This is a genomic window from Actinopolyspora mzabensis (assembly GCF_900101095.1).
Classification (GTDB): Bacteria; Actinomycetota; Actinomycetes; order Mycobacteriales; family Pseudonocardiaceae; genus Actinopolyspora; species Actinopolyspora mzabensis.
Genome location: NZ_FNFM01000009.1, coordinates 193,309 through 215,940 on the forward strand (window position 1 = coordinate 193,309; position 22,632 = coordinate 215,940).

Annotated in this window: 19 protein-coding genes; 13 read left to right on the top strand and 6 right to left on the bottom strand. The window is 67.8% G+C overall.

Annotation, left to right across the window (positions count from 1 at the left end; all coding sequences use genetic code 11):
- The first annotated feature begins 1 nt into the window (after window position 1).
- Window positions 2-1,168, top strand: coding sequence for a hypothetical protein (locus BLR41_RS16350; RefSeq protein WP_092629484.1), 1,167 nt, complete (start codon window positions 2-4; stop codon window positions 1,166-1,168).
- Between the two features lie 1,810 nt (window positions 1,169-2,978).
- Window positions 2,979-3,164: an Imm1 family immunity protein gene (locus BLR41_RS24025; RefSeq protein WP_176798016.1), complete on the top strand. Its 186-nt coding sequence runs from the start codon at window positions 2,979-2,981 to the stop codon at window positions 3,162-3,164.
- A 131-nt stretch (window positions 3,165-3,295) separates the two neighbouring features.
- On the opposite strand, the gene BLR41_RS16360 is transcribed toward BLR41_RS24025, so the two are convergent.
- Both BLR41_RS16360 and BLR41_RS16365 read right to left on the bottom strand, forming a co-directional pair.
- Window positions 3,296-3,487, bottom strand: a complete 192-nt coding sequence (locus tag BLR41_RS16360; protein WP_092629488.1) for a DUF397 domain-containing protein — start codon at window positions 3,485-3,487, stop codon at window positions 3,296-3,298.
- Window positions 3,487-4,335, bottom strand: a complete 849-nt coding sequence (locus BLR41_RS16365; protein WP_092629490.1) for a helix-turn-helix domain-containing protein — start codon at window positions 4,333-4,335, stop codon at window positions 3,487-3,489. Before BLR41_RS16365 ends, BLR41_RS16360 begins: the two co-directional genes overlap by 1 nt.
- Window positions 4,336-4,678: 343 nt before the next feature.
- Between BLR41_RS16365 and BLR41_RS16375 the strand changes: the two genes are divergently transcribed.
- Together BLR41_RS16375 and BLR41_RS16380 are read left to right on the top strand one after the other, a co-directional pair.
- Window positions 4,679-4,930 (top strand): hypothetical protein, encoded by a 252-nt coding sequence (locus tag BLR41_RS16375; RefSeq protein WP_092629492.1) that lies wholly within the window; start codon window positions 4,679-4,681, stop codon window positions 4,928-4,930.
- Window positions 4,927-5,355 (top strand): hypothetical protein, encoded by a 429-nt coding sequence (locus tag BLR41_RS16380; RefSeq protein ID WP_092629494.1) that lies wholly within the window; start codon window positions 4,927-4,929, stop codon window positions 5,353-5,355. Before BLR41_RS16375 ends, BLR41_RS16380 begins: the two co-directional genes overlap by 4 nt.
- 720 nt (window positions 5,356-6,075) lie before the next feature.
- Here BLR41_RS16380 and hisN read toward each other — a convergent pair.
- On the bottom strand, window positions 6,076-6,858 hold the full coding sequence (gene hisN / locus BLR41_RS16385; RefSeq protein WP_092629496.1) for a histidinol-phosphatase: 783 nt from the start codon (window positions 6,856-6,858) through the stop codon (window positions 6,076-6,078).
- 178 nt (window positions 6,859-7,036) lie between these two features.
- On the opposite strand from hisN, the gene BLR41_RS16390 reads away from it, so the two are divergent.
- The 4 genes from BLR41_RS16390 to BLR41_RS16410 all read left to right on the top strand — a co-directional run bounded on the left by BLR41_RS16390 (window position 7,037) and on the right by BLR41_RS16410 (window position 13,872).
- Entirely contained in the window at window positions 7,037-7,711 is a 675-nt protein-coding gene (locus BLR41_RS16390; RefSeq protein ID WP_092629498.1) for a response regulator transcription factor, read from the top strand.
- 123 nt (window positions 7,712-7,834) lie between these two features.
- On the top strand, window positions 7,835-9,103 hold the full coding sequence (locus BLR41_RS16395) for an ATP-binding protein (protein WP_092629499.1): 1,269 nt from the start codon (window positions 7,835-7,837) through the stop codon (window positions 9,101-9,103).
- Window positions 9,104-9,572: 469 nt separating this feature from the next.
- A complete protein-coding gene (locus BLR41_RS16405; protein ID WP_092629502.1) occupies window positions 9,573-12,116 on the top strand; it encodes an alpha-L-arabinofuranosidase C-terminal domain-containing protein in 2,544 nt (847 codons plus the stop codon).
- Window positions 12,117-12,369: 253 nt separating this feature from the next.
- On the top strand, window positions 12,370-13,872 hold the full coding sequence (locus BLR41_RS16410; RefSeq protein ID WP_092629503.1) for a family 43 glycosylhydrolase: 1,503 nt from the start codon (window positions 12,370-12,372) through the stop codon (window positions 13,870-13,872).
- Window positions 13,873-14,008: 136 nt separating this feature from the next.
- On the opposite strand, the gene BLR41_RS16415 is transcribed toward BLR41_RS16410, so the two are convergent.
- Entirely contained in the window at window positions 14,009-14,710 is a 702-nt protein-coding gene (locus BLR41_RS16415) for a GtrA family protein (RefSeq protein WP_245694329.1), read from the bottom strand.
- A gap of 148 nt (window positions 14,711-14,858) precedes the next feature.
- Entirely contained in the window at window positions 14,859-17,504 is a 2,646-nt protein-coding gene (locus tag BLR41_RS16420) for a sigma-70 family RNA polymerase sigma factor (RefSeq protein WP_218120185.1), read from the bottom strand.
- Between the two features lie 331 nt (window positions 17,505-17,835).
- Between BLR41_RS16420 and BLR41_RS16425 the strand changes: the two genes are divergently transcribed.
- Both BLR41_RS16425 and BLR41_RS16430 read left to right on the top strand, forming a co-directional pair.
- Window positions 17,836-18,663 carry a hypothetical protein gene (locus BLR41_RS16425; protein ID WP_218120186.1) on the top strand — a complete coding sequence of 276 codons (828 nt, stop codon included), beginning with the start codon at window positions 17,836-17,838 and terminating at the stop codon, window positions 18,661-18,663.
- Between the two features lie 187 nt (window positions 18,664-18,850).
- Entirely contained in the window at window positions 18,851-20,035 is a 1,185-nt protein-coding gene (locus BLR41_RS16430) for a 5-(carboxyamino)imidazole ribonucleotide synthase (protein ID WP_092629504.1), read from the top strand.
- Between the two features lie 334 nt (window positions 20,036-20,369).
- On the opposite strand, the gene BLR41_RS16435 is transcribed toward BLR41_RS16430, so the two are convergent.
- Window positions 20,370-20,570 (bottom strand): hypothetical protein, encoded by a 201-nt coding sequence (locus tag BLR41_RS16435; RefSeq protein WP_218120187.1) that lies wholly within the window; start codon window positions 20,568-20,570, stop codon window positions 20,370-20,372.
- A gap of 22 nt (window positions 20,571-20,592) precedes the next feature.
- On the opposite strand from BLR41_RS16435, the gene BLR41_RS16440 reads away from it, so the two are divergent.
- The 3 genes from BLR41_RS16440 to BLR41_RS16450 all read left to right on the top strand — a co-directional run bounded on the left by BLR41_RS16440 (window position 20,593) and on the right by BLR41_RS16450 (window position 22,504).
- Window positions 20,593-21,561 (top strand): helix-turn-helix domain-containing protein, encoded by a 969-nt coding sequence (locus BLR41_RS16440; protein ID WP_176798017.1) that lies wholly within the window; start codon window positions 20,593-20,595, stop codon window positions 21,559-21,561.
- Window positions 21,545-21,742: a DUF397 domain-containing protein gene (locus BLR41_RS16445; protein ID WP_092629507.1), complete on the top strand. Its 198-nt coding sequence runs from the start codon at window positions 21,545-21,547 to the stop codon at window positions 21,740-21,742. The genes BLR41_RS16440 and BLR41_RS16445 overlap by 17 nt, the downstream gene beginning before the upstream one ends.
- A 300-nt stretch (window positions 21,743-22,042) precedes the next feature.
- On the top strand, window positions 22,043-22,504 hold the full coding sequence (locus tag BLR41_RS16450; protein WP_176798018.1) for a DUF2599 domain-containing protein: 462 nt from the start codon (window positions 22,043-22,045) through the stop codon (window positions 22,502-22,504).
- Window positions 22,505-22,632 lie beyond the last annotated feature (128 nt).

The following is a 22,632-nucleotide window of genomic DNA, read 5'->3' on the forward strand; positions in this document are numbered from 1 at the left end:
CATGGTCAAATTCTGGCGTCGTCAGTCACTGCGAAGCGGTGAGACCCAGATCTTCACCGCGAACGCGCTGGTCGTGGTGGCCGCCTCGCTGATCACCGCCTCGCTGGCGCTGGTGCTGGAGGACCTGTTCCCGAAGGATCCGGACGATGGCTACGTCGTGCTGACGCGCTGGGCAGTGGGGATCTTGGCGCTGTGCGCGCTGCTGTCCGGGCTGGCCTGGCGCGCGTGGCTGCACCGGAGGCTGGGCACGCTGTTCTACGTCCACCTGCTCGACGAGTCGATGCCGAACTGGCACGAGCGCTCGCTGCGCGCCGCGCGAAGCAGCCGGATGTCGATGCGCTCGGTGGTTCGCTGGGTGGATCTCAAGCAGCGCACCAGCGGCGGGGTGATCGACGTCGTGCAACCGTGTCACGAGATCGGCGCGGTGATCGAGGAGGCGATCAACAACGATCGCGACGACACCGGCTACACCGTGGCACCGAACATGCTCTGGCCGATGGCGCTGACGGTCGGTGCCTACCTGCCGCACCCTGACAGCCTGCGGCTGCTCGAACTGCTGCCGAACAACACCGAGCAGCAGTTCGCGCTCACCGCACGACCCCGCAGCCGCACCAGTGCGGCGTTGAGCCGACTCGACGGGCGGTCGCACGGTCGGGGCAGGGTAGGGGTCTGGTTGGCTTTCGGAGATGCCAGCAAGCACTTCTCCAAGGAGGGGTTCCGGCGGTTCGGTGTGGACGAGCTGCACCTGATCAGTTACCGGGGTGGAATGCCCGAGTCGAGTGGTCCCCCCGATTACTCGGCCGATGAGCTGGGGCACCTGGGTAGCGAGATCGCCGAGCACCTGGCGCGTATCAAGGCGGAAGCCGGGGAGCGGGAGCTCGTCATGATCGCGATGGCGCCCAAGGCGGTCGTGCTCGCCGTGGGGTGGCACCTCTCGCAGCACGAGTGCCGGTTCTTCCACGGCACGCACCTGATGCACTTCGACCGGGACAGCTACAGCTACATCCCGATGCGGGTCCGGGAGTCGCAGCCCACGACCCCGCCGTTGCCCTCCGAGGTGGATTCTGCTGCACCGGCCGACGAGTCCGGCCGGAAATCCGAGCAGCCGAGCGAGGAGCTCGAAGTGCATTCCGCCGAGCCGGAGACCGAAACCGTTCGCGACGGTTGACCGAGGCCGTGTCCCCCTTGGCCCGAGCCGCCCGACGCGGCGATTTCGTGGGAAATCTACGCCTTGCCCCGGATGAGGAAGGAGTGCCGAGTCAGCCGATGCCGCCTCACCGAGTGGTTCTCAACGCGCGCTCGCGCTGCTAACATCCCAGCGCAGTGAGTGTAGGCCCCGCGCACGCGGGGATGGACCCTCCATGTACCTCTCGGCGCACTCGGGGAGTTCGTAGGCCCCGCGCACGCGGGGATGGACCGCATGTGCAGGCTCTCCCGCACCGGCCGGATCGGTAGGCCCCGCGGGGGGCAAACCATCGCTTCGCCGCCACCCCGGTGGCGGCGGCGATTTCCCGTGAAACGCAGATCTGTGAGCCGACGATTACGCCGCACTTGGTCGCGGCTGGCGAACTAGCGGTTCGAACATCATGAAGCCCGGTGACTGTGTCCGGCAGTCACCGGGCTGCACTGTTATTCCCCATCCTTCATTGGCCGAGTGCCGACCACCCTCGAACAACCAGGCAACAGGCGTCTTACCGCCGCGAACCGCGTTCCATTCCGTGAGGGGTATTCGAGTGCGTCGGATGGCTTTTCGTGATGCGGCTGGACCACGGGATATGGCCCGAGGTCTGGAAAGAACCGGGAGAAGTGGGACGCGAGCGTGTACAGCTGCTGGTCACAGCATCGAAGATGAGTATGTGCTCGCTCTAGAGCTGGCTGAGTCAGCAGCCTGGCAAGCTGTGATGTTCGAACTTCCCCGGCTCTTCCGCAATCCCCGCTGCGATCGAATCAACGACTCACGACACTGGACCGGTGTCGGCCATGGTACGCGGAGTCCTCTCGGGGAGGGTTGTCCCATGCTCTGCAGCGCCGCTGTTGTGCCGTGCGAACACCAGCGTGAGAGCTCCCATCGTGAGTGCTCCCAGCGGTATTAACGGCAACAGTAGGATGCACAACATACTCGACGGAACACCACCGATCAGCATCGATGCTGCCAGGATAAGCATCCCTGTCAGCAGTGCGGCACCGAGGAAAAATTTCTCACGCATCCGATTCATCCTGTAGGCCCTAAGAAAACAGAACGATCCCTGATGACGTTAACGCGGTTAGAGCCGATACGCAAGCTAGCGCGACGATCGCCTTGCTGTGCCCGTTTTTGTCTCGTAAATACAATACGATTATGGCGGCGAGACACAAAAGGTTGACGAGGAGCAGCGTGGACACGGCGGACACGACGATCAGCGGCCTTTCGGGGGAACGTTTCCGTGTTTAGAATACTGTACAGATTTGCCAGACGTTCCGAGCGGCGAACGCGTAGATCGCCGAAGCAACCGCCCAGGTACACGTTGAGGCTGGCCTCTGTCCAGTCGGTGCGGTCGAGATATTTCTCTGCATGCCTTTGTCGGCGACAAGCGGTGGATCGTTGCTCGTTCCGAGGCTGGGGTGTCGTAAGGGACGGCCGTCCCAGCTCGCGCCGTTCTGGGGTCTCAGTGGTTGGTGGTGGCAGCAGTGGCCGCGCCGGTTCCGACAATCGAGAAGAGTGTTACCCCGTCGATGCGGAAGCAAACAACTTGCCAAACGAGATTTACTCCAATTTGGATGATATTGGAACCCGCTGAATTTTATTGCGAGATCAATGCTCGCAGTGTCCGCTCGGGCGGAGCAAGACGCTGTGTTGATTATCACGATGATTCATTTTCGTTTGACGGCGTCCAAGCGGGAACAAGATTCAGCCAAATCCGTAGAAACAGGATCCGGGTGGAGTAATTGCGATCCGCTGCTCGCTCGAACAAGTTGATACATTCCCCTGGAAGGATGAGTTGCGCATCACCCGTAACTCGGATGTTGAGCCTCAGGTGGATCTTCTCACCGATGGCGGTACTCCTAGCTACTTCCCACGTTCCGCTGCTCTGCCACTGGGCGATATCCGCAAAGCTCTTGTCGAGTTCGTCTCCACCGGCAAACGTCCTGCGGGAGTCGATTGGGCGTGTTTCGACAGGCTGTGAGGAACCGACGAGTACTCCCTGGAGCGCATGTTCGGTGCGGCCGGTGAGATAGGCCCAGCGCACGCAGCAGCGTGGACAGTAAAGCGCCTCCGGAGTGCTGTTCCGGAGGCGCTGTGTTCGTTCACTGGGGTTCAGTCGAAGCGGTCGGTCTTGACCGCGTTGATGAACGTGTCCCACTGCTGGCCGGTGGCGGTGAAGTATCCGGCCGAGCGGTTCTTGGTGTCGCGCACGGCGGCGCCGTCGTGGGTGCGGCCGACTTCGATGCAGGCGGACTGTTGTCCGGAATAGCTCGATTTGCGCCAGTCTTCGGGAAGTAATGTCACTACTGTGCCTCCATTTTGTCGGCGTATCGGGCGATGGTGTCCAGGGATTCGGTGGGGCTCATCGCTGTCTGCCGGAGGGTATCGGCTGCGTGTATGTAGTCTCGGATGTCGTCTTCGTCGTAGAGGAACGCTGATGATCGGAAGTGTTCCAGGTTGATGATGGGGGCTGCTTTGGGGAATTCGAACAGGATGAAGGCGCCTTCGAGGGTGAGGTGCCATTCGTTGAGGTCGCTGGGCACGACCTGAACGGTGATGTTCGGTTGTTCGGCCATCGCGATGATGTGGCGTAGCTGGTGTCCCATGACCGAGTGGCCGCCGATGAGACGTTGCAGTACGTGCTCGTCGATGAGTGTGTCGAATCGAGGTGCACCGGGGCGAAGCAGTACGTCGCGTCGGCCTACGCGGGTGGTGACGCGCATGTCGAGTTCCTCGGTGGGCAGACCGGCCATGACGGTGCGTGCGTAGTCCGCTGTCTGTAGCAGGCCGGGTACGAGCATGGGGGCGACTTCGAGGATGTGGGTCGCGGTGCGTTCGAACTCGATCAGTGTGGTCAGCTCTTTGTGGGTGCTCTTCGCTCCGGCGGCGAGCCAGTTGGGTTCTGCCGCGTCGCGGGCCATATCGATCAGGCGATCCCGCAACGCGCCGTCGCCTCCGGCAGCGGTAACAATGCTCGCGACATCTTCAGATGAGGGAACCCGTTCGCCGGTCTCGTAGCGAGACAGTGATGCGTTCGAGACTGTTGCCAGACTGGAAAGCTTTCGCTGACTCAGTGCTGCATTCTCTCGCACTTCTCGCAGCTCAGCGCCAAGAGCACGAGCTTTCGGAGTCTTTCGTGCGTTTCCAGTCATGCTGCGATCGTACGGATGGCGGAGCTGCCTCAACGATCACCCGAACGGGGAATTGATGAACTGTTACCGCATCGGCAAAGTATTGCGGTAACACGGAATCAATCTTGTTGGGAGGTATCGCCGTGCCAACCAGTTATGAGGTGCGTTATCCGGGTGTTCGGGTGCGGTGTGGTGACGAGTCGGGGTGGTCGTCGTCGTTGCTGGTGTGGATCTCGCGGTGGACGCCGGAGGTGATTCGGATCGAGACGCCGACGGTGTTCCACCGGACGGTGTGGACAGTGAACCAAGCTTCCCACCTGCGGGATGTGCTGACTGCGGCGATTCAGACTGGGGGTGAGCGGTCGTGACCAGTTATGCGGGCAGGTTGGGCATGTGGCTGGCCCACGAGCAGTGGAAGCTGGAACAGGCTTCCTACGACATCCCGGCGCGGCAGGCCACCCCGAGGCAGTGCGCCGAACTCGCCGGGGTGCTGCAGCGATTGTCGGATGAGCTGCGTGACTACGCCGCCGGACTGGCCTTCGGCGGCGGAAACCCGCCGGAATCGGGGTCGATCGACCCGCCGGACGAGTTCCGCAGGCGGGGTGATGCGGAGTGAGCACCCATCCGGCGATGCTGCTTTCCACCGCCGTGGTGCTGGCCGCCACCGCGATCGTGCTGGGCGGCTGGGGCAACCGGGTCAGCTACCGGCCCCGCCATGCCGGTGGCAGCGGCCCGGCCGCCAGGCGCCTGGCCGCACTCCGACTGGAGTCGTATTTCCGCGACGAACGCCCCACCACCGAGCTGATCGGCTGGCCGCTGTGCGACCCGGACGAGCATCCGCACCTGTTCCGCCTTGACCCACCGGCCCCCGTGGCACCGTCTTTGGAACCGGCACCGGCAGCGCCGCATCATCTCGCCAGCCCGACCACCGTGAATACCGCTCCCGCCATTTCCGCAGCCTCCCCTGAATCCGCATCGGCATCGGAACACTCCGAGCTGGCACTCATGCGCCGCGTTCTCGACGGGTTGCACCGCCTCTAGACACCTCAGCACCATTCTGATCTTCCGTCCCCCGCAGTCCACTCCCCGTGAAGACCGGCCCGGAACCGTGCACTCGGCCAACCCCCGACAACCGCCGAGACACACCCCGGGCCATCGGTGGCGGGGCGACAATTTCCCACGAAATGTACGCACCGCCACCACCAAACCCCGCCCGGCCGGGCCTCCCTCCCCGCTCCCACCTGGCCGGGCGGGGACCCCCACACAGCAGACAACAATGGTGGGAACCGCTACCGAACTCATCGCCAATCCAGCCTCCGGAGTGGCTCGCCCGAAGCTGTGGTGTCCGAAAAGGAGTAACCACGTGGTTCTCACAACGCCTTCACACCGCTAGAATCCCAGCGCAGTGAGTGTAGGCCCCGCGCACGCGGGGATAGACCGACGAAGGCCGACTTTCCGGTTCCCGGTCCTGCGTAGGCCCCGCGCACGCGGGGATAGACCCTTGCCGTTGTGGGGGTTGAGGTGGCTCATGATGTAGGCCCCACGCACGCGGGGACGTGCTGCGGACTTACGCAGTGATCGGCGCGCGGGTAGTGCTCATTCCCATGGAACAGCGAGCGCTACCCGGCGATGCCTCGCTGCTCCAGTGCGCCGCTCGCGCACTGCGCATCCAGCATCCCCGGCGCACCCAGCGCGGCACCGCCGCCGATCAGCTGCCCGTAACCCCGCCCGGCAAGCCACCCCCGGAAACCAATCGGCCCCTCAGCCGTCAAGCGCGCGCAGCGCGGCCCGGTGCAGTGCGCCGTTGGAACTCAGCGCGTTGCCGCCGTCGAAGCGCGGCTCGCCGGACAGGTCGGTGAAGCCGCCCCCGGCCTCCTCGACGATCACCTGTGCCGCCGCGAGGTCCCAGGGGTTGCCCAGCGGCTCGGCCGCCAGATCTATCACTCCCTCGGCCACCAGGCAGTGGTGCCAGAAGTCCCCGAACGCGCGGCTCTCCCAGCAGCTGTCCACCAGCCGCAGGTAGTCCGCGCGCCGCTCCAGCTCGCTCCAGCTGCCCAGATTCGTGGTGGAGACGTAGGCATCGCCCAGCTCGGCCACCCCGGACACCGAGATCCGCTCCGCCTCACCCTCGACACCGACCCGCCGATAAGAACCCTCACCAGCTGTTGCCCACCAGCGCCGCCCCAACGCCGGAGCGCTGATCACACCGACCACCGGCGAGCCGTTCTCGACCAGCGCCAGCAGCGTCGCCCACGCGGGCACCCCGCGCAGGAAGTTCTTGGTCCCGTCGATCGGGTCGATGATCCAGCTGCGCCCGGCCGTGGCACTTCCGCCGCGCTCCTCGCCCACCACCACGTCGTCCGGGCGGTGCTCGGCCAGCTCCGCGCGCACCGCGTCCTCCACGGCCACGTCCGCGTCGGTCACCGGAGTCCGGTCGGGCTTGCTGGTGGTCCGCAGGTCGGCCGCCTGGAACCGGGCGGTGGTGATCTCGTCGGCACGGTCGGCCAGCCGCTGCGCCAGCTCGTGATCGGTAACTGCGCTCACGCCCGCAGCCTATAGACCACTGCCGCCGCGACCGCCCGGCGGTGCCCACCGGCTGCTCCGACCAGCGGAGCGCCGAGTCCCGCGAAATCGCCGCGCCCGTGAGGGGAACACCCCGCGCTCGGTGCACGCGCGGCGACACACCGGCTCGGGGGCTCCGAGTGCAACTAGGCTGGGACCCGTGAGCGTAGTGCTGCTGGCCGAGGATGACCCAGCCATCGCGATGCCACTGTCCAGGGCGCTGCAGCGGGAAGGCTACTCGGTGCGGGTGCTGGAGGACGGCAACGCGACGTTGCGGGAGACCTGCGCGGGAGGTGTCGACCTACTGGTACTCGATCTCGGGCTTCCCGGGATGGACGGGCTCGAGGTGTGTCGCAGGCTCCGCGCCCGCGGCAGGGGAACACCGGTGCTCATGCTCACCGCGCGCACCGACGAGGTGGACTTCGTCGTGGGGCTGGACGCGGGCGCCGACGACTACGTGGCCAAGCCGTTCCGGTTGGCCGAGCTGATGGCGCGCATCCGCGCGCTGCTGCGGCGCAACTCGCCCGAGACGCTGGAGGCCGGTGGCGTCCGGCTGGAACTCACCGCCCGGCGGGTGCTGGTCGACGACGAGGAGGTGCAGCTGGCCAACAAGGAGTTCGAGCTGTTACGCGTGCTCATGTGGCACGCGGGGGAAGTGGTCACGCGCGAGGAGATCCTGGAGCAGGTCTGGCCCGAACCCAGCCGCAAGGGCAGCAAGACGCTGGACATGCACATCTCCTGGCTGCGCCGCAAGCTCGGCGACGGCCACTACCGGGCCGCCGAGCAGCGGATCGCCACCGTGCGCGGCGTCGGTTTCCGGTTCAACACCGACTGAGCCCGCGAACAATCTGATCCCGCGAACAACCGGGGAACCGGACGTCCCGCGTCGCCAGCCCCGTGGCCTCGGCTGGTTCCGGCGCGGAATCACCCCGACAACCCGATCGGAAAAGCCCAACCAATGCGTAAACGACTGCTGCAGGCGACCCTGCTGGCCGTCGCCGTCACCGCGTTCGTGCTCGGTATCCCGCTCGTGGTCAGCGCGCTGAAGCTGGTCGAGGACATCACGCGCGGGGACCTGTCCGGCAGGGCGCAGCAGATCGCCACCCGCCTCGACGAGCAGGTCGCCGCAGGTGAACCGATCGAGCTGTCCAACGTCCGGCTGGTGGTGCCCGACGACGCCAGGCTGACCGTCCGGATCAGCGACCGCACCTACACGTACGGCACGGACCCCGGCGAGGACCCGCTGGTCGAGACGGTGTCCATGGTGCAGAGCGGCACCGTGCGGTTGGCGGTGCCCAGCTCCCCGGTGCGCACCCAGCAGATCCAGGTCGCGGGCGGGATCTCGCTGTTGGCGGTGCTGTCGGCGGCCACCGGGGGTTTCGTCGCCATCGTCACGGCGCGCAGGCTCGCCGACCCGCTGCGCCACGTGGCCGACCGGGCCACCCGGCTCGGCGCGGGGGACTTCCGGCCCGACCTCAAGCGGCACGGCGTGCCCGAGCTCGACCGGGTCGCCGATGCGCTCGACGCCTCCGGAGCAGCGCTCTCGCAGCTCATGCAGCGGGAACGCGAGCTGGTCGGCGACGTCTCCCACCAGTTGCGCAGCAGGCTAACCGCGCTGCAGCTGCGGCTGGAGGCGCTGGCCGAGACCGAGGACGAGGAGACCGCCGAGGAGGCGGGCGCCGCGCTGGAGCAGGCCGAACGACTCTCCGGGGTGCTGGACGACCTGCTCGCCGCCGCCACCGCAGCCCGGGCGCGCGACGCCGAACCGCTCGACGTCTCCGCCGAGCTCTCCGGGGTGGCCGAGGAGTGGCGCGAGCAGTTCCGCTCCCAGGGGCGCACCCTGCGGCAGCGGATCGAGAAGGGCCTGCTGGCCAGGGCCACCCCGGCGCGGCTGCGCGAGGCGCTGGGGGTGCTGCTGGACAACGCGCTGCGGCACGGCGAGGGAACCGTCACGCTGTCCGCCAAGTACGGCAGCGGCACCGTGCTGGTGCAGGTGGCCGACAGCGGCGGCGGGGTTCCCGAGGAGTTGGCGCCGCACGTGTTCACCCGAGGTTTCTCCGGCGGCGGTTCCACCGGGGTCGGTCTGGCGCTGGCCCGCGCGCTCGTCGAGGCCGACAGCGGTCGGCTGGAGCTGAGCCGCCCGGCCACCTTCGAGATCTACCTGCCGGTGGCCCGGGCCGACGACGTGCTCGGGGTTCCCTGGAAGACCGACTCCACCCCGCGTTGACGTCGGCCCCCGCGGGCGCCGACGGCTCGGGCGGTGACAGCTCGGACAGTGACCGCTCCGGCGGCAGCCAGCCGGGCGGCGACCGGCTCATCCGGGCGGGTTCCGCCGGAGTTGCCGAAGGGCCTGGCGCGGGCCGGGACCGGGGCCGCGTCGTGGCGGGGCTTCGCAGCACCAGGACCTCGCAGCACCGGGAACTCGTCGTGCGACGCCGGGGCTGCCGTGCCGGCGCTGCCGGTGAGCGGCAGCCCGCGCCACGAGCTCTCCTCTCGTTCGGCCGGAGGGAGATCGTCCCGCCTCCGGCCTCGCCGCGCGCCGAGAACCCCCACTCGACGGCGGTCCGGGTGTAATCACGCTGTCACATGCTGTTGACCTTCCGTGTGAGGGCGGTTACTTTTTCGGAATACCGAACTTGGTTCGGTATATCAGACAACGAGGATCTCGGTCATCCGAAACCGGACTTGGAGCCCGCATGTCCCGATTACACTCGGCGGTCGGCCTGGCCACAGCCGTACTGCTGGGCGGCGCGCTGCTGCCATCGGCTCTCGCGGACACCGCCGAAAGCTCACCGATCGACTACTCGCTGCAGGTGGATGCGGCGGGAGAGACCAAGTCGATCCCCGACACCATGCACGGAGTCTTCTTCGAGGACATCAACGACGCCGCCGACGGCGGCATCTACGCGGAGCTGGTGCGCAACCGTTCCTTCGAGTACGACACCGTGGACAACCCCTCCTACACCCCGATGACCGGCTGGAGCACCACCTCGGTCGGCGGCGCCGAAGGCTCCGCCGAGGTGGTCGACGACGCCCAGCGGCTCAACGAGAACAACCGCCGCTACCTGCGCCTGCGACCGAACGCCCGAGGTCGCGCCGCCTACGGGGTCACCAACGCCGGATACCACTCCGGAATGTCGCTGGAACGAGGCGAGAAGTACGACTTCTCGATCTGGGCCCGCAGCGACCGACCCGGCGGAACCCCGCTGACCGTGACCGCCACCGACGGTTCCGGCTCACCGGTCGGCCGCACCATGCGGCTCCGGGTCCGGGGTGATCAGTGGACCGAGTACAGCGGGACCTTCGTCGCGAACGACAACACCAACACCGGTGGGCTGCGCGTGCTCGGACACGGTTCGGGAACCGTGCGGCTGGACATGGTCTCGCTCTTCCCCCGCGACACGTTCAAGGGCGAACCCAACGGGCTGCGCGAGGACCTCGCCAGCAAGATCGAAGCGCTCAACCCCGGCTTCGTGCGGTTCCCCGGCGGATGCCTGGTCAACACCGGCAGCCACGAGTCCTACCAGGCCCCCGACTGGGAACGTCGCCGCTCCTACCAGTGGAAGGACACCGTCGGGCCGGTCGAACAACGCCCCACCAACGCCAACTTCTGGGGCTACAACCAGTCCTACGGCCTCGGGTTCTACGAGTACTTCCGGTTCGCCGAGAACATCGGCGCGATGCCGCTGCCGGTGGTGCCCGCCCTGGTGACCGGCTGCGGTGAGGACGAGGCCACCCACGATCCGCAGCTGTTGCGGCGCCACATCCAGGACACCCTCGACCTGATCCAGTTCGCCAACGGGTCGGTCGACACCGAGTGGGGCGGCAAGCGAGCCGCCATGGGCCACCCCGAACCCTTCGGGCTCACGCACCTGGCCGTGGGCAACGAGGAGAACCTCCCCGAGGACTTCTACGAGCACTTCGAGAAGTTCCGCGACGCCATCGAGCAGCGCTACCCCGGGATCACCGTGGTCGCCAACTCGGGCCCCGACGACAGCGGAGCCACCTTCGAACGTGCTTGGGAGCTCGCCCGCGAGCAGAACGCGGCGATGGTTGACGAGCACTACTACAACAACCCGCGGTGGTTCCTGGCGAACAACCGGCGCTACGACTCCTACGACCGCTCGGGACCGAAGGTCTCGTTGACCGAGTACGCCTCGGAGGGCAACAGGTTCTACAACGCGCTGGTCGAGGCGTCCTTCATGACCGGGCTGGAACGCAACGCCGACGTGGTGCGGATGAGCTCCTACGCCCCGCTGCTGGCCCACGAGGACGATCCGCAGTGGACTCCGGACATGATCTGGTTCGACAACCACCGGTCGTGGGGCTCGGCGAGCTACGAGGCCCAGAAGCTGTTCGGCAACAACGTCGGTGACCAGGTGGTGCCCAGCGAGGCCTCCTCGACGCCGGTCGAGGAGAAACCGATCAGCGGTGCGGTGGGGCTGTCCACCTGGAACACCAGCGCCGCCTACGACGACGTGCGGGTGACCTCCGCCGACGGCGAGACCCTGCTGGCCGACGACTTCTCCGGCGACGCCTCGAAGTGGAGCGGGCTCACCGGCACCGGCGACTGGTCGATCGAGAACGGTGCCTACGTGCAGTCGGACGCCTCGGTGCAGAACACCATGGTCACGGCGGGTGACGAGAGCTGGAGCGACTACGACCTGAACCTGACCGCCACCAAGCGCGCGGGCAGCGAAGGGTTCCTCGTCGCCTTCGGCGTCAAGGGCACCGGCGACTACTACTGGTGGAACCTGGGCGGCTGGAACAACACCCGCTCGGCGGTGCAGCGAACCACCGCGGGCAGCTCGCAGACCGTGCTGTCCAAGGACACCACCATCGAGACCGGCCGGGAGTACGACATCCGGGTCGAGGTCCGGGGCCGGCAGGTGACGCTGTTCCTCGACGACGAGAAGTGGGGCAGCTTCACCGACGAGCAGAACGCCGAACCGTTCCGCCAAGTGGTCACCAGGGACGAGGAGACCGGTGAGCTGATCGTCAAGGTCGTCAACGCCCAGAACAACCGGGCACGTACCCAGCTGGACATCACCGGTGCCTCGCGGCTGGCGAACACGGCGCGGCTGACCACGCTGCAGGGCGACCCCCAGGCGGTCAACACCGCCGAGTCGCGACCGATCAAACCCGAGAAGTCGGTGGTCCGGGGCGTGGACGAGAACTTCAGCCACACCTTCCCGCCCAACTCGATCACCGTCATGCGGATCAAGACCCAAGGCAACTGATTACGAGGTTTCCGCTCGGCTCGTCCGTGGGCTCGGGTGGCGGAACCTCTCGCACGGCTCTCGCTCCGGGAGGCCCGACATCGGGTAGTTACTACACAACGTCGGGCCTTCCTCACGAGAGCCGCACGGGAGAACCCGCGGTCAGTTGAGCCGCGTACGTGGTCGTTTCGGCGCTCCGAGCGCCGAAAGCACTGCGCCCGCCGAGCGAGCACCGCGAAAAGAGCGCGCGGGAAACTTCGATGAGGAGTACGACATGACGCAGAACAATTTGAATCGCCGTTCGCTGCTGCGCGGCGGTGGAGCGGCCGCGGCGGGAGCGGCGGCGGTGCCGCTGCTCGGCACCTCGGCGAGCGCGGCGACACAGCGGCCCGGTAACGGACACGGTCACGACCCCGCTCGGAGCTCCGGCGTACTGACCACCCGCGACCCGTTGATCGAGCAGCGCGCCGATCCGCTCATCACCTACCCGCACCGCGGGATGTACTACATGACCGGCTCGGTGCCGGAGTACGACCGCATCGTGGTGCGCGGAGCCCCCACCATCGAGGGGCTGGCCCACACCGGGGAGCGCACCGTCTGGCGCCGCCCCGAGTCCGGGCGGATGGGCGGCCACATCTGGGCGCCGGAGCTGCACCGGATCGACGGCCGCTGGTACATCTACTTCGCCGCCGGTGACTCCGACGACGTGTTCCGCATCCGGATGTACGTGCTCGAATCCCGCGCCGAGGACCCCCGCGAGGACGCGTGGGAGCTGCGCGGTCAGATCACCACGGCCTGGGACACCTTCGCGCTCGACGCGACCACCTTCGAACACGCGGGGACCCGGTACTACGCGTGGGCGCAGGCGGAACCGGGCATCGACACCAACAGCAACCTCTACATCGCCGAGATGGCCTCCCCGGTGGCGATCAAGGGCGATCCGGTCCGGATCGCGGTACCCACCGCCGACTGGGAAACCCGTGGTTTCAAGGTCAACGAGGGCGCGTACGTGCTGGTCCGCAACGGACGGGTCTTCATGACCTTCTCGGCCAGCGCCACCGACGCCAACTACTGCGTGGGGCTGCTGACCGCCGACGCCGGCGCGAATCTGCTCGATCCCGCTTCCTGGACCAAGTCGCCCCAGCCGTTGATGGAGACGAACGAGGCCAACAGCAGGTACGGCCCCGGGCACAACTCCTTCACGGTGGCCGAGGACGGCGAGACCGACGTGCTCGTGTACCACGCGCGGTCCTACCAGGGGATCGAGGGCGATCCGCTGTACGACCCGAACCGCCACACCAGGGTGCAGCGGTTGAACTGGTACCCGGACGGCACGCCCGCACTCGGGATACCGATCGCCGGGGGCGAGTCGGTGGTGCGGCTCTCGCCGCTGGACAGCCCGGAGTCCTTCGTGCGGCACGGCCAGGGCGGCCGGTTGGTCGTCGAGCGCGTCACCGATCGGATCGAGCGGAGCCAGTTCCGCATTGTGCCCGGCTTCCTGGACCCCGGCAGGGTGGCGCTGCGGTGCGTCGATCTCCCCGACCACCACGTCCGGGTGAGTGACGGCTCGCCCGTGGTGGAGCCCTACGCCGACAGCGACGAGTACGGCCGGGCCAGCGGGTTCATCCGCGACGAGGGGCTCGCCGACCGCGACGGCGTGTCCTTCCGGCTCTCGCACGAGCCGCACAGCTACCTCGCGCACCGCGAGGGCAGGCTCGTCGTGGAACGGCCCCGGAGCCGTGCGGACCGGGAGCGGGCGACCTTTCGGCTTCGCTGAGTCGCCCACCACGGTGCCGTGAGCCCTCGTCCGGCACCGTGGTCGGGTTCCCGCGATCCACGCGCGAAACCGCCCCCCGCGTGCGTGGATCCCCGGGTGGATCCCTCGGTGGGGTCCACCCGGTTCCGGGGCGGTCTCATCCGGCGGCCGGACGCGAGATGTCGTGCTCTGCGGTCGATCCGTGGGAGGCGCTGTTCGCGCCGTCGCCGTGTTCCCCGGCGGCGAGGTCGGCAGCCGCTCGCTCGGTCTCGTTCCGCTCAACGGTGGTTCGCTCACCGGTGGCTCGCTCAAGGGGGAAGTGTTCGACGTTGGAGAGCCTCGCGGAGTGTTCGGCGGGGTGCTCGGTGGTCTCCGTCGCCCGGGTGGGAAAGACCCAGCGGCGGAATGCCCACCAGCGGAACGCCATGCCCAGCAGCACGCCGAGTATCTGCCCCGAGGTGAAGTCGGCGATCTCCTCGACCAGCGGTGTGGTGTAGGGAGTCTGCAGGTGCAGCAGGTATCTGGATACCCACAGCGGCGCGGCGTAGAGCCCGACCGCGATGCCGCTGAACAGGAAGTACAGGCTGGCCTCGTGGTGGCGTTCCTTCCCGCCGCGAGTACGGAACGCCCACTCCCGATTGAGGACGTAGGAGACGATCGTGGCCACCAGCACGGCCACGACCTTGGCCGTGACCGGCTTCGGGGCCAGCACGGTCCACTTGAGCGCGAAGAAGATCACCGTGTCGATGACGAAGGTGCTCGCGCCCACCATCGCGAACTTCAACAGCTCGCGATATCGCAGCGCCAGCTGCCGTACCGGACGGGGGAGTTGGGTGAGCACCTCGTCGACTACCGACACCCGACGAGTCTACGGAGCGGTGCCACCGCACCCCCGCCGTACCTGCGACTCCCCTTCGGTCGAGTGTCACACCTCATAACCGCGGCGCCTCCGGGGCGGCGATTTCGCGCGAAATCGCCGCCCCGACCGGGGGTTGGAGCCACGCGGATCAGTCCCCGGTCCCGACGTAGAGCAGCCCGCCGAGGAAGTTCTCCGGATCGAATCCGGGTGGGTCCTCGGTGGCCGAGTCCGCCGGCTCTCGTTCCCCCGGGCCCTCGGAGGGTTCCGGCGCTCGCGACTCCGGTTCCTCGGTGGATTCGGGCGGTTCCGGGCCGGTGATGCCCTCGTGCTCCGCGGTCGGTGGTGCCGGGGTGCTCGCGCCGGTTCCCGGGACGTCGAGGGAGGGTGGCTTCCCGTGCGGGGAACCGCCCGACTGCTCCGCCCCGTTTCCGGCCGGTCCCTCGGGCTCGGCGTCCTGTTTCGGCTCCGACTCCGCACTCGGTTCCGAACGCTCGCGGTGTTCGGACTCCGAGTTCGTGGATCCCCGCCCCTGCTCGGTTGGCTGCGACTCGTCGTCCCCCGAACCGGGATCCTCCGACCCGCTCGGCCGTCGCTCGGTGCTCGTCGAGTCGTCCGACAGCTCCCCGTGCTCCGACAGGTCCAAGGGTTCGGGCAAGTCCCAGTGTTCGGGGAGATCCCAGTAGTCCGGCAGTCGGGACCACCACGGTTCCAGGGTGACCCGCTCGCTGTCGCGGGCCTCGGCCAGCTCGGCGCTGACCGTGAGCCGAGTCGGACGCAACCACTCGGTCGGCGACTCGTCGAGCAGCCCCGCCTCGGACAGCGGGCGTGCGGACAGCCAGCGGGAGTCGCACAGCCACAGCACGAACTCGGCGGTCTCGGCGGGGCGCAGGCGCTCCGAGCAGCGCACCGTCGAACCCGCGCGCTCGCATTCCGAGGGGATCGTCACCGCGCGGGTGTCCTCCGGCAGTTCGAACACCACCCGTGCCGTTCCGGTGGTGTCCCCGGTGTTGCGGGCGTGTGCGCGCACCCGTGAGCCGCTCCAGGGAAACACCCCGCTCCAGCCGTCCGTCGTGAGCGTTATGCCCGGTTCGGTCCGTGGCTTCACCCGGACACGCACCTCGGCCAGCGAGAGCGAGAGCCCGCCCGCGCTCGTGATGTTCACCGCGACCTCGCCGCTGCGCGCGGTGCTGTCCGCACGAACCCGGAAGTCCAGTCGCAGCTCCTCGCCGGGCCGCAACCCGCGTTCGGTGGTGCAGGTCATGGAGCGCTCCTCGGAAGCGCAACCGAGGCCGGGATCCGTTCCGTTCGAACCGGAGACCGCGGGCTCGACCGGGAGCGCCCCGCCCGCGCTGTTCCCGACGCTCGCCGGAACCACCGCGTTGCGCGCGCTCGCCGAACGTGCCGTCACCCACGCAGGTTCGGTGCTCGCGGCCTCGTTCCCCGATCGTTCGGCCGCGTCCGAGGCGCCGGGGACACGGGCGCTGATTCCTCTCGGCAGCGCGAGAAGCACCGTGATCTGCTCGGAGATTCCTGAACCGTTGTTGCCGATCGTCAGGGGCAGCTCGGCGGGATCACCACCCGCGATCAGCCGCACCGGTTGTCCCGGGCCGGATGCCACGAGGTTCGGCTCCCCCGGCTCCGGCGCCGACGGGGGAGGCTGCTCGGAAGGTTGGCTCGGTTCCGGGGAGGGGCGTGGCGGAGGGCTTGGCTCGGAGGGTTGCCGTGGTTGGCGGGACGGTTGCTCCGGTGCGGGCGGCTCGGGGCGCGGCGTGGGCTGTTCCGAGGTGGGAGGCGCCGCGGCCGCGGGAGTCGGTGGTTGCCCACCCGAAGCCAGGCCGAGAGCCACCGCGACGACCATCGCGGCGGCCGAGGCGGTCGTGCCGACGATCTGCCGGGGCAGCGAGCTCGCCGCCCCCGAGGCGCCGGCGGCACCAGTACTGCCCGCGCCCCCGGCGGCGAGTCCGGCCGCCGCGGCCGTGCCCGAGTTGCCCGCCAGATACCCGGCCGCGCTGGTGCCGAGGACGAACGGCGCGACCACCAGCCGCAGACCGCCGTTGACGTCGCCCAGTTCGGCGGCCAGCGCGCGACAGTTCGTGCAGGAGTCCAGGTGCGTGTCCACCTGGGCGGACTCCCGTTTGGACAGCCCGCCCCTGGTCCACTGGCCCAGCCGATCGGCGGTTGCCCGGCACTGCTGCGACCCCGCTTCGTCGGAGTCCAGCTGCCCGAGGTGAACCTGCAGGTACGCCTGGCGTAACCCTTCGCGCGCCCGGTAGGCCAGCGCCGAGACCCCGTTGGAGGTCAGCCCCAGGATCGGGGCCACCTCGGACGGTGACTCGCCCTCGATCTCCAGGTGCCACAACACCGTCTGCCAGCGTTCGGGCAGCCTGTTGAACGCCTGCGCGGCCAGTGAGCGTTCCAGACCGGCAACCGCCGTGTCGGTGAACGGCACGCTGACGTCCGCGCCGTCCTCGGCACCCACGTCGGCCGAGTACCGCACTCTGCGCTCCTTGCGGGTGCGGTCGTAGGCCGTGCGGCGGACCGCCGTGAGGAGGTAAGCCCGGAAGGCCGTGTTCGGGCCCTGGCCGGAACGCAGTCCGGTGAGTACTTTCGCGAACGCCTCGGAAACGAGGTCGTCCGCCTCCGACGAGTCGTTGGCCACCTGGCGAGCCATGCTGTGGGCCGCGGCACTGTGGCGTTCGTAGAGCACTCCGTACGCCGCGGTGGAACCTCCGCGAACGGCTTCGATCAGCTCGTTGTCGCCCGCGTCCTCGAACTCGTTCGGATCCGTTTCCAAACCCGGCGCTCCCCTCGGTGCGTGTCGATGACGAGCCGCGGTGTGTCCGCGACGTGCCGCAGTGTGTTCGCGGTGTGATCGGTACTGTACTCAGCGGTGATTGTGATCGAGCTCTCCGGGTGAACACTATTCGAACCACCGTCACGGAGCGCTCCCCGAGACGTCCCCACGGCGGGGAGTCACCGGCAGGGGAGGAAGGATGGAACATTCGAAGGAGCAATCACCCGAACAACCGAGATGCGGTGGGGAAACGAACGACCCCCGAACGTCGCAACCGCACGCTTCGAATTCGGGACAGCACGGTGCACGGGCGATCCCGCCCGGTCGTGCGATGAGCGTCGCCGATGCGCCGGAACGTCGTCGCGCGTTGCGGTCCCGGTGGCGTGGCGCCACGTTGGCCTCCGGCTGGCCGTTTCCCGGCGACTGGGCCTGCCCGGCGGTCGACCGGGTGTGCGAGGCCGTGATAAGTGGGGACGATCCGGGGAACGCGGTCGACGAACTCGCGGCGCAACGGGCGGACTCCGGGATCGGACTGGACGAGACGCTGCGGGACCTCGGAGTGCTGCACGCCGTGCTCTCGCGTGAGGACACCGGCAGCGCTTTGATCGGCGAGGAGTGCGACGACGTGCCCGCTTCGTTGCTGCGCCGCGCCGCACTGGCCTGGGCCGATGTCGTCGCGGGCCGTTCGGCGAGCCGGGAGGTCACCGACGCGCTGACCGGGCTGAGTACGCTTTCCTACCTGCGGATGCGGCTGCACGAGGTGTACCGCGAGACCAGTGCGGCCGAAACCGGGTCGCCAACGTCTCCCGGAAGGGACAGCTACGCGCTGCTCGTCGTCACGCTCCGATTGCCGGGGGACGACGACCGGTGGGCCCGGCTGATGGCGCTGGTGCTGGCCGCCGATGTGCTGCGGGAAGTGTTCGACGCCGGCGAAACCGTGTCACTGCTGCGCGAGTCCACCCCCGTGGTGCTCACGCGTGCCGACCCGAGGCTGACGGAACGCTGTTTCCGCGCCGAAGCCGCGATCAACGAGCGCGTGCTGGCCGATCCGGAGTTCGCGCGAGCCCTGGACGATTCGGGTAGTGCCGTGCGAATTCGCCGTTCGCCGCTGCCGACCGAGTACGCGCGGGCCTGCGAACTGCTCGACTCGCTCCGTTGAGCGGCTGATCGAGGGGGCGGGCCGGTCACGGGGAGCCGGTGTGGTTGCCCGCTCGGTGGGGCCCGGCGCGGCGGTCGCTCGCGGTGCGCGAGGAGGTACGCGAATGCCGTCGTGCCTCCGATCGGGGAGTTGCGGTGGGGATACCGCCGCTCGGCCCGATCCCCCGAACGGGTAGGCTATTCGGGCTGTGGACCACCGCACTGCAACTCCCGTCGTCGGCATGGTCGGTGCCGGTCAACTCGCGCGCATGACACATCAGGCCGCCATCGGCCTGGGGCAGTCGCTGAAGGTGCTGGCGGCCTCCCCGGACGAATCGGCCGGGCTGGTCGCGCCGAACATCGAGATCGGCTCGCACACCGACCTCGCCGCGCTGCGCACGTTCGCCGAAGGCTGCGACGCCGTCACGTTCGACCACGAACACGTCCCCAACGAGCACCTGCGGGCGCTCGCCGCCGAGGGCGTGGCGGTGCATCCCGGGCCGGACGCGTTGCTGCACGCCCAGGACAAGCTCGTGATGCGGCGCAAGCTGCGTGACCTCGAACTTCCGGTGCCCCCGTTCGCGGAGGTCGGCAGTGTCACCGACGTGCTGGAGTTCGGCGCCGCACACGGTTGGCCCTGCGTGCTCAAGACCGCGCGCGGCGGGTACGACGGCAAGGGCGTGTGGGTGCTGGACACGCCGGACGGCGCGCGCCGCACCACCGCCGAACTGCTCGATGCCGGGGCGCCGCTGATGGTGGAGCAGCGGGTGGCGCTGCGCAGGGAACTCGCGGTGCTCGTCGCGCGCTCGCCGTTCGGGCAGGGCGGTGCCTGGCCGGTGGTGGAGACCGTGCAGTCCGAGGGCATCTGCGTGCGGGTGCTCGCCCCCGCCCCCGACGCATCCGAGGAGCTGACGCAGCGGGCGCAGGACATCGCGCTGCGCATCGCCGACGAGCTGGGGATGGTCGGGGTGCTCGCGGTGGAGATGTTCGAGACCGTGGACGGCCTGGTGATCAACGAGCTGGCGATGCGGCCGCACAACTCCGGACACTTCAGCATCGACGGCTCGCGGACCTCGCAGTTCGAGCAGCACCTGCGGGCGGTGCTGGACTACCCGCTGGGTACCACCGAGCTGACCGCGCCCGCCGTCGCGATGGGCAACATCCTGGCCGCTCCCACCGAGCCGCGGATGAGCGTGGACGAACGGGTGCATCACCTGTTCGCGCGTTTTCCCGGGGCCAAGCTGCACCTCTACGGCAAGACCGAGCGGCCCGGACGCAAGGTCGGCCACGTCAACATGCTCGGCGAGCGGATGGACGAGGTGAGCGAGCGGGCGCGGCTGGCCGCGCACTGGCTGGCGCACGCCGAGTGGCCCGATGGTTACTCCATCCACTGAACCCGGTCGATGGCGGGCCGGTCTTCGTAACTGGTCGCTTGGCGGAACCTCCGGCGCGGCTCTCGCTGCGGGTGCCCCGACAATCGGGTAGCCGACCTACACAACGTCGGGGCCGTTCTCGCGAGAGCCGCACCGGAGAACCCGCGGCGGTGCCGATGGCGTAAGTGGTGGGAGTGCGGCCCGCGGGAGTGGTTGGGTTCAACACTGGTGCCCTCGCCAGGCCGCCCGGCGATTTCGTGGGAAATCGACGCCCGGGCTGAGTGATGGCGGCATCGGTTTGGCGCTGGGAGTGTCGAAGAGATCCCGGCCCCGGTCGTCGTTCGAGCGGAAGGAATCAGCCGTGCCGCTTCCGCCGGAGTTCGTGGAGTGCTTCGGTACCTTCGCGCAGTAGGTTGCTCAGGCCCTCCTCGGTGGTGACGAGTTCAGCGCCCGAACCCTGCCCACCGAGTTCCATTTCCACCACGTCGCCGCACACCGCGTAGCGGATCGGACCGTCGTCCACCTTGATCCACGTGCCCATGCTGACCCCGTTCATCACGGCTCCCTTCGTGTTCACTGTGCTTGAATTCAAGCAATTTGATTTCAAAAGAAACAAGGGGTTGGTGGGGCTCGATCGGGTGAGAAAACGCGAGTGCGATGATCCTTGCTCGGGAGGTTCAAAGATGATCACGTCGTCGTCTCCCGCGGTCGTCCGGTACTACCTAGCGCTTCGCTTGGGACAGTTGCGCGGCGAAGCGGGATTGACCAAGCAGCAGGTGGCCGGTCGTATCGGGCGCACGGGGCAGACGGTCGCCAACATCGAGAACGCCGTCAACGCTCCTACGCAGAGCGATCTTGAGAAACTGCTCCAGATTTACGGGGCTGCCGATGAGTTCGTCGAGCTAAGTGAACTGTTGCCCGTAGCACGACGAAGCGTGCCGAAGCGGCAGGCTCCGGTTCCGGAGGACTACGACCTCCGCTTGAACCTGGAAGTCGGCATGGCCGAACTGGACATTCTCAGCGGTTCGTTGGTTCCGGGGCTGCTGCAGATCCCCTGCTACGCCGCCGCTGTTTTCCGTGCCAATCCGAACCTTTCCGACGAAGAGATAGAGCAGCTCGTAGCGGCCCGGATGGACCGCAAGAAGATATTCACCAGGGAGGAAAGGCCCGTTCGGCTATACGTGGTCATGGACGAGAGCGTGCTGTACCGGTCTCGTGGTGATGCCACCGTGATGTGCGATCAACTCGATTACCTGCTGGATGTGGCCCGAACTTCCGAAGTGGATCTCCAGGTGCTCCCGCTGGATGCGGGATCGTACCGCGGAGAAGGGACCTCGTGGACGATCATGAACTTTCCCGAGCCGTTGCGGGGGCATCCCGGACTCGTTCATCTGGATCTGCTCGGTGAAGCCCGCTATATCGACGACAGTTACATGGTGGAGCAGTACCAGCGGGCCTGGCGTCACATCATCGCTACCGCGATATCGCCGGAACGCTCCCTGGAGATGATTCGGGAAGCGAAAGGAAAGTATGTTTCCCCAGACTGAACATCGATTCATTGGGTGGCGGAAGTCCAGTCACAGCGATCCGGAACGTGACTGCGTGGAGGTGGCCGGATCTTCCGAGGTGGTGGGGGTTCGGGACAGCAAGCGGGGTGATTTCTCGCCCGTACTGGTGTTCGACCCATTACGGTGGCGCGATTTCGTGGTAGCCCTGCGAGATGGTTGAGCTCTCCGCGTGACTTTCATTCGGTCCGGCGGCCGTGCTGCTCTTTCCGTGGTAACCGGATCCGATGAGATCCCAGTCTGAACCGATCCGATGTGCCGAACGTGGTTTTCCGTCCGATTCGGACTTGTTAGAACCACCGACGGTTGTCGAGCGTTACGGGACGTCACTTCGAGTGTCGGTCCTCCCGCGATGTCAGTGGCCGCGCCCCTGATCCGGGGGCGGTTCACTCCGGCGACTCGTGCCCGTGCTCGACCGACATCGGTGAAACACCGCGTCTGCCGAGAACTACAGGAGTCGAGGATGTTCGGACCCACCAGGACCGCCCGCGCGACGAAACGGTTCGCGCTCGTCGCCGTCACCACGCTGGCCGCCACGCTGCTGGGTGCGGGACCGGCCGCGGGGCAGGCACAAGCCGCCCCGCTGCCACCGGACCAGGGCTGGCGCTCCTGCGGCAGCCTGCTGATCAACAAGGCCTCGGTGGACAACAGGGGCGACATGTTCAAGGTCAACATGGTTCCGTCGCACGCCCTGCGCGTCCCCCACCCCTCGGTCGGGGCCGCGTGGGGCGACCTGCGGAACTGCGTGAGCTTCCCGAACTGGGACACCCTGCGCCAGCAGTTCGACTGCCACGCCGCCTTCGGACGCAAGGAGCCGGAGTGGAACATGGAGTCCGACCGTTTCTCCAACCCCGACTGGAAGACGGACAACCCGACGCAGCACAAGTGCAACTGGGGCAGCAGTAACGGTGGCGGTTCCTCCTGATCGAAGTTCGCTGTTCATACGTGCCGTAGTGCCCACTCGGCGGAACCTCCCGCGGGAGTCAGCCGCGCAGGTGGGTGCTTCGGCAGGGCCGCGAGGCTGTCTCGTGCCCCGCGTCCCACGCTTCGACC

Excerpts from the sequence above, each read along its gene's own strand:
- BLR41_RS16450 (WP_176798018.1), top strand. The coding sequence starts at position 22,043 with ATGTTCGGACCCACCAGGACCGCCCGCGCGACGAAACGGTTCGCGCTC.
- BLR41_RS16425 (WP_218120186.1), top strand. The coding sequence starts at position 17,836 with ATGAGCGTCGCCGATGCGCCGGAACGTCGTCGCGCGTTGCGGTCCCGG.
- BLR41_RS16350 (WP_092629484.1), top strand. The coding sequence starts at position 2 with ATGGTCAAATTCTGGCGTCGTCAGTCACTGCGAAGCGGTGAGACCCAG.
- BLR41_RS16410 (WP_092629503.1), top strand. The coding sequence starts at position 12,370 with ATGACGCAGAACAATTTGAATCGCCGTTCGCTGCTGCGCGGCGGTGGA.
- BLR41_RS16445 (WP_092629507.1), top strand. The coding sequence starts at position 21,545 with ATGTTTCCCCAGACTGAACATCGATTCATTGGGTGGCGGAAGTCCAGT.
- BLR41_RS16435 (WP_218120187.1), bottom strand. The coding sequence starts at position 20,570 with ATGAACGGGGTCAGCATGGGCACGTGGATCAAGGTGGACGACGGTCCG.
- BLR41_RS16405 (WP_092629502.1), top strand. The coding sequence starts at position 9,573 with ATGTCCCGATTACACTCGGCGGTCGGCCTGGCCACAGCCGTACTGCTG.
- BLR41_RS16395 (WP_092629499.1), top strand. The coding sequence starts at position 7,835 with ATGCGTAAACGACTGCTGCAGGCGACCCTGCTGGCCGTCGCCGTCACC.
- BLR41_RS16365 (WP_092629490.1), bottom strand. The coding sequence starts at position 4,335 with ATGACTGGAAACGCACGAAAGACTCCGAAAGCTCGTGCTCTTGGCGCT.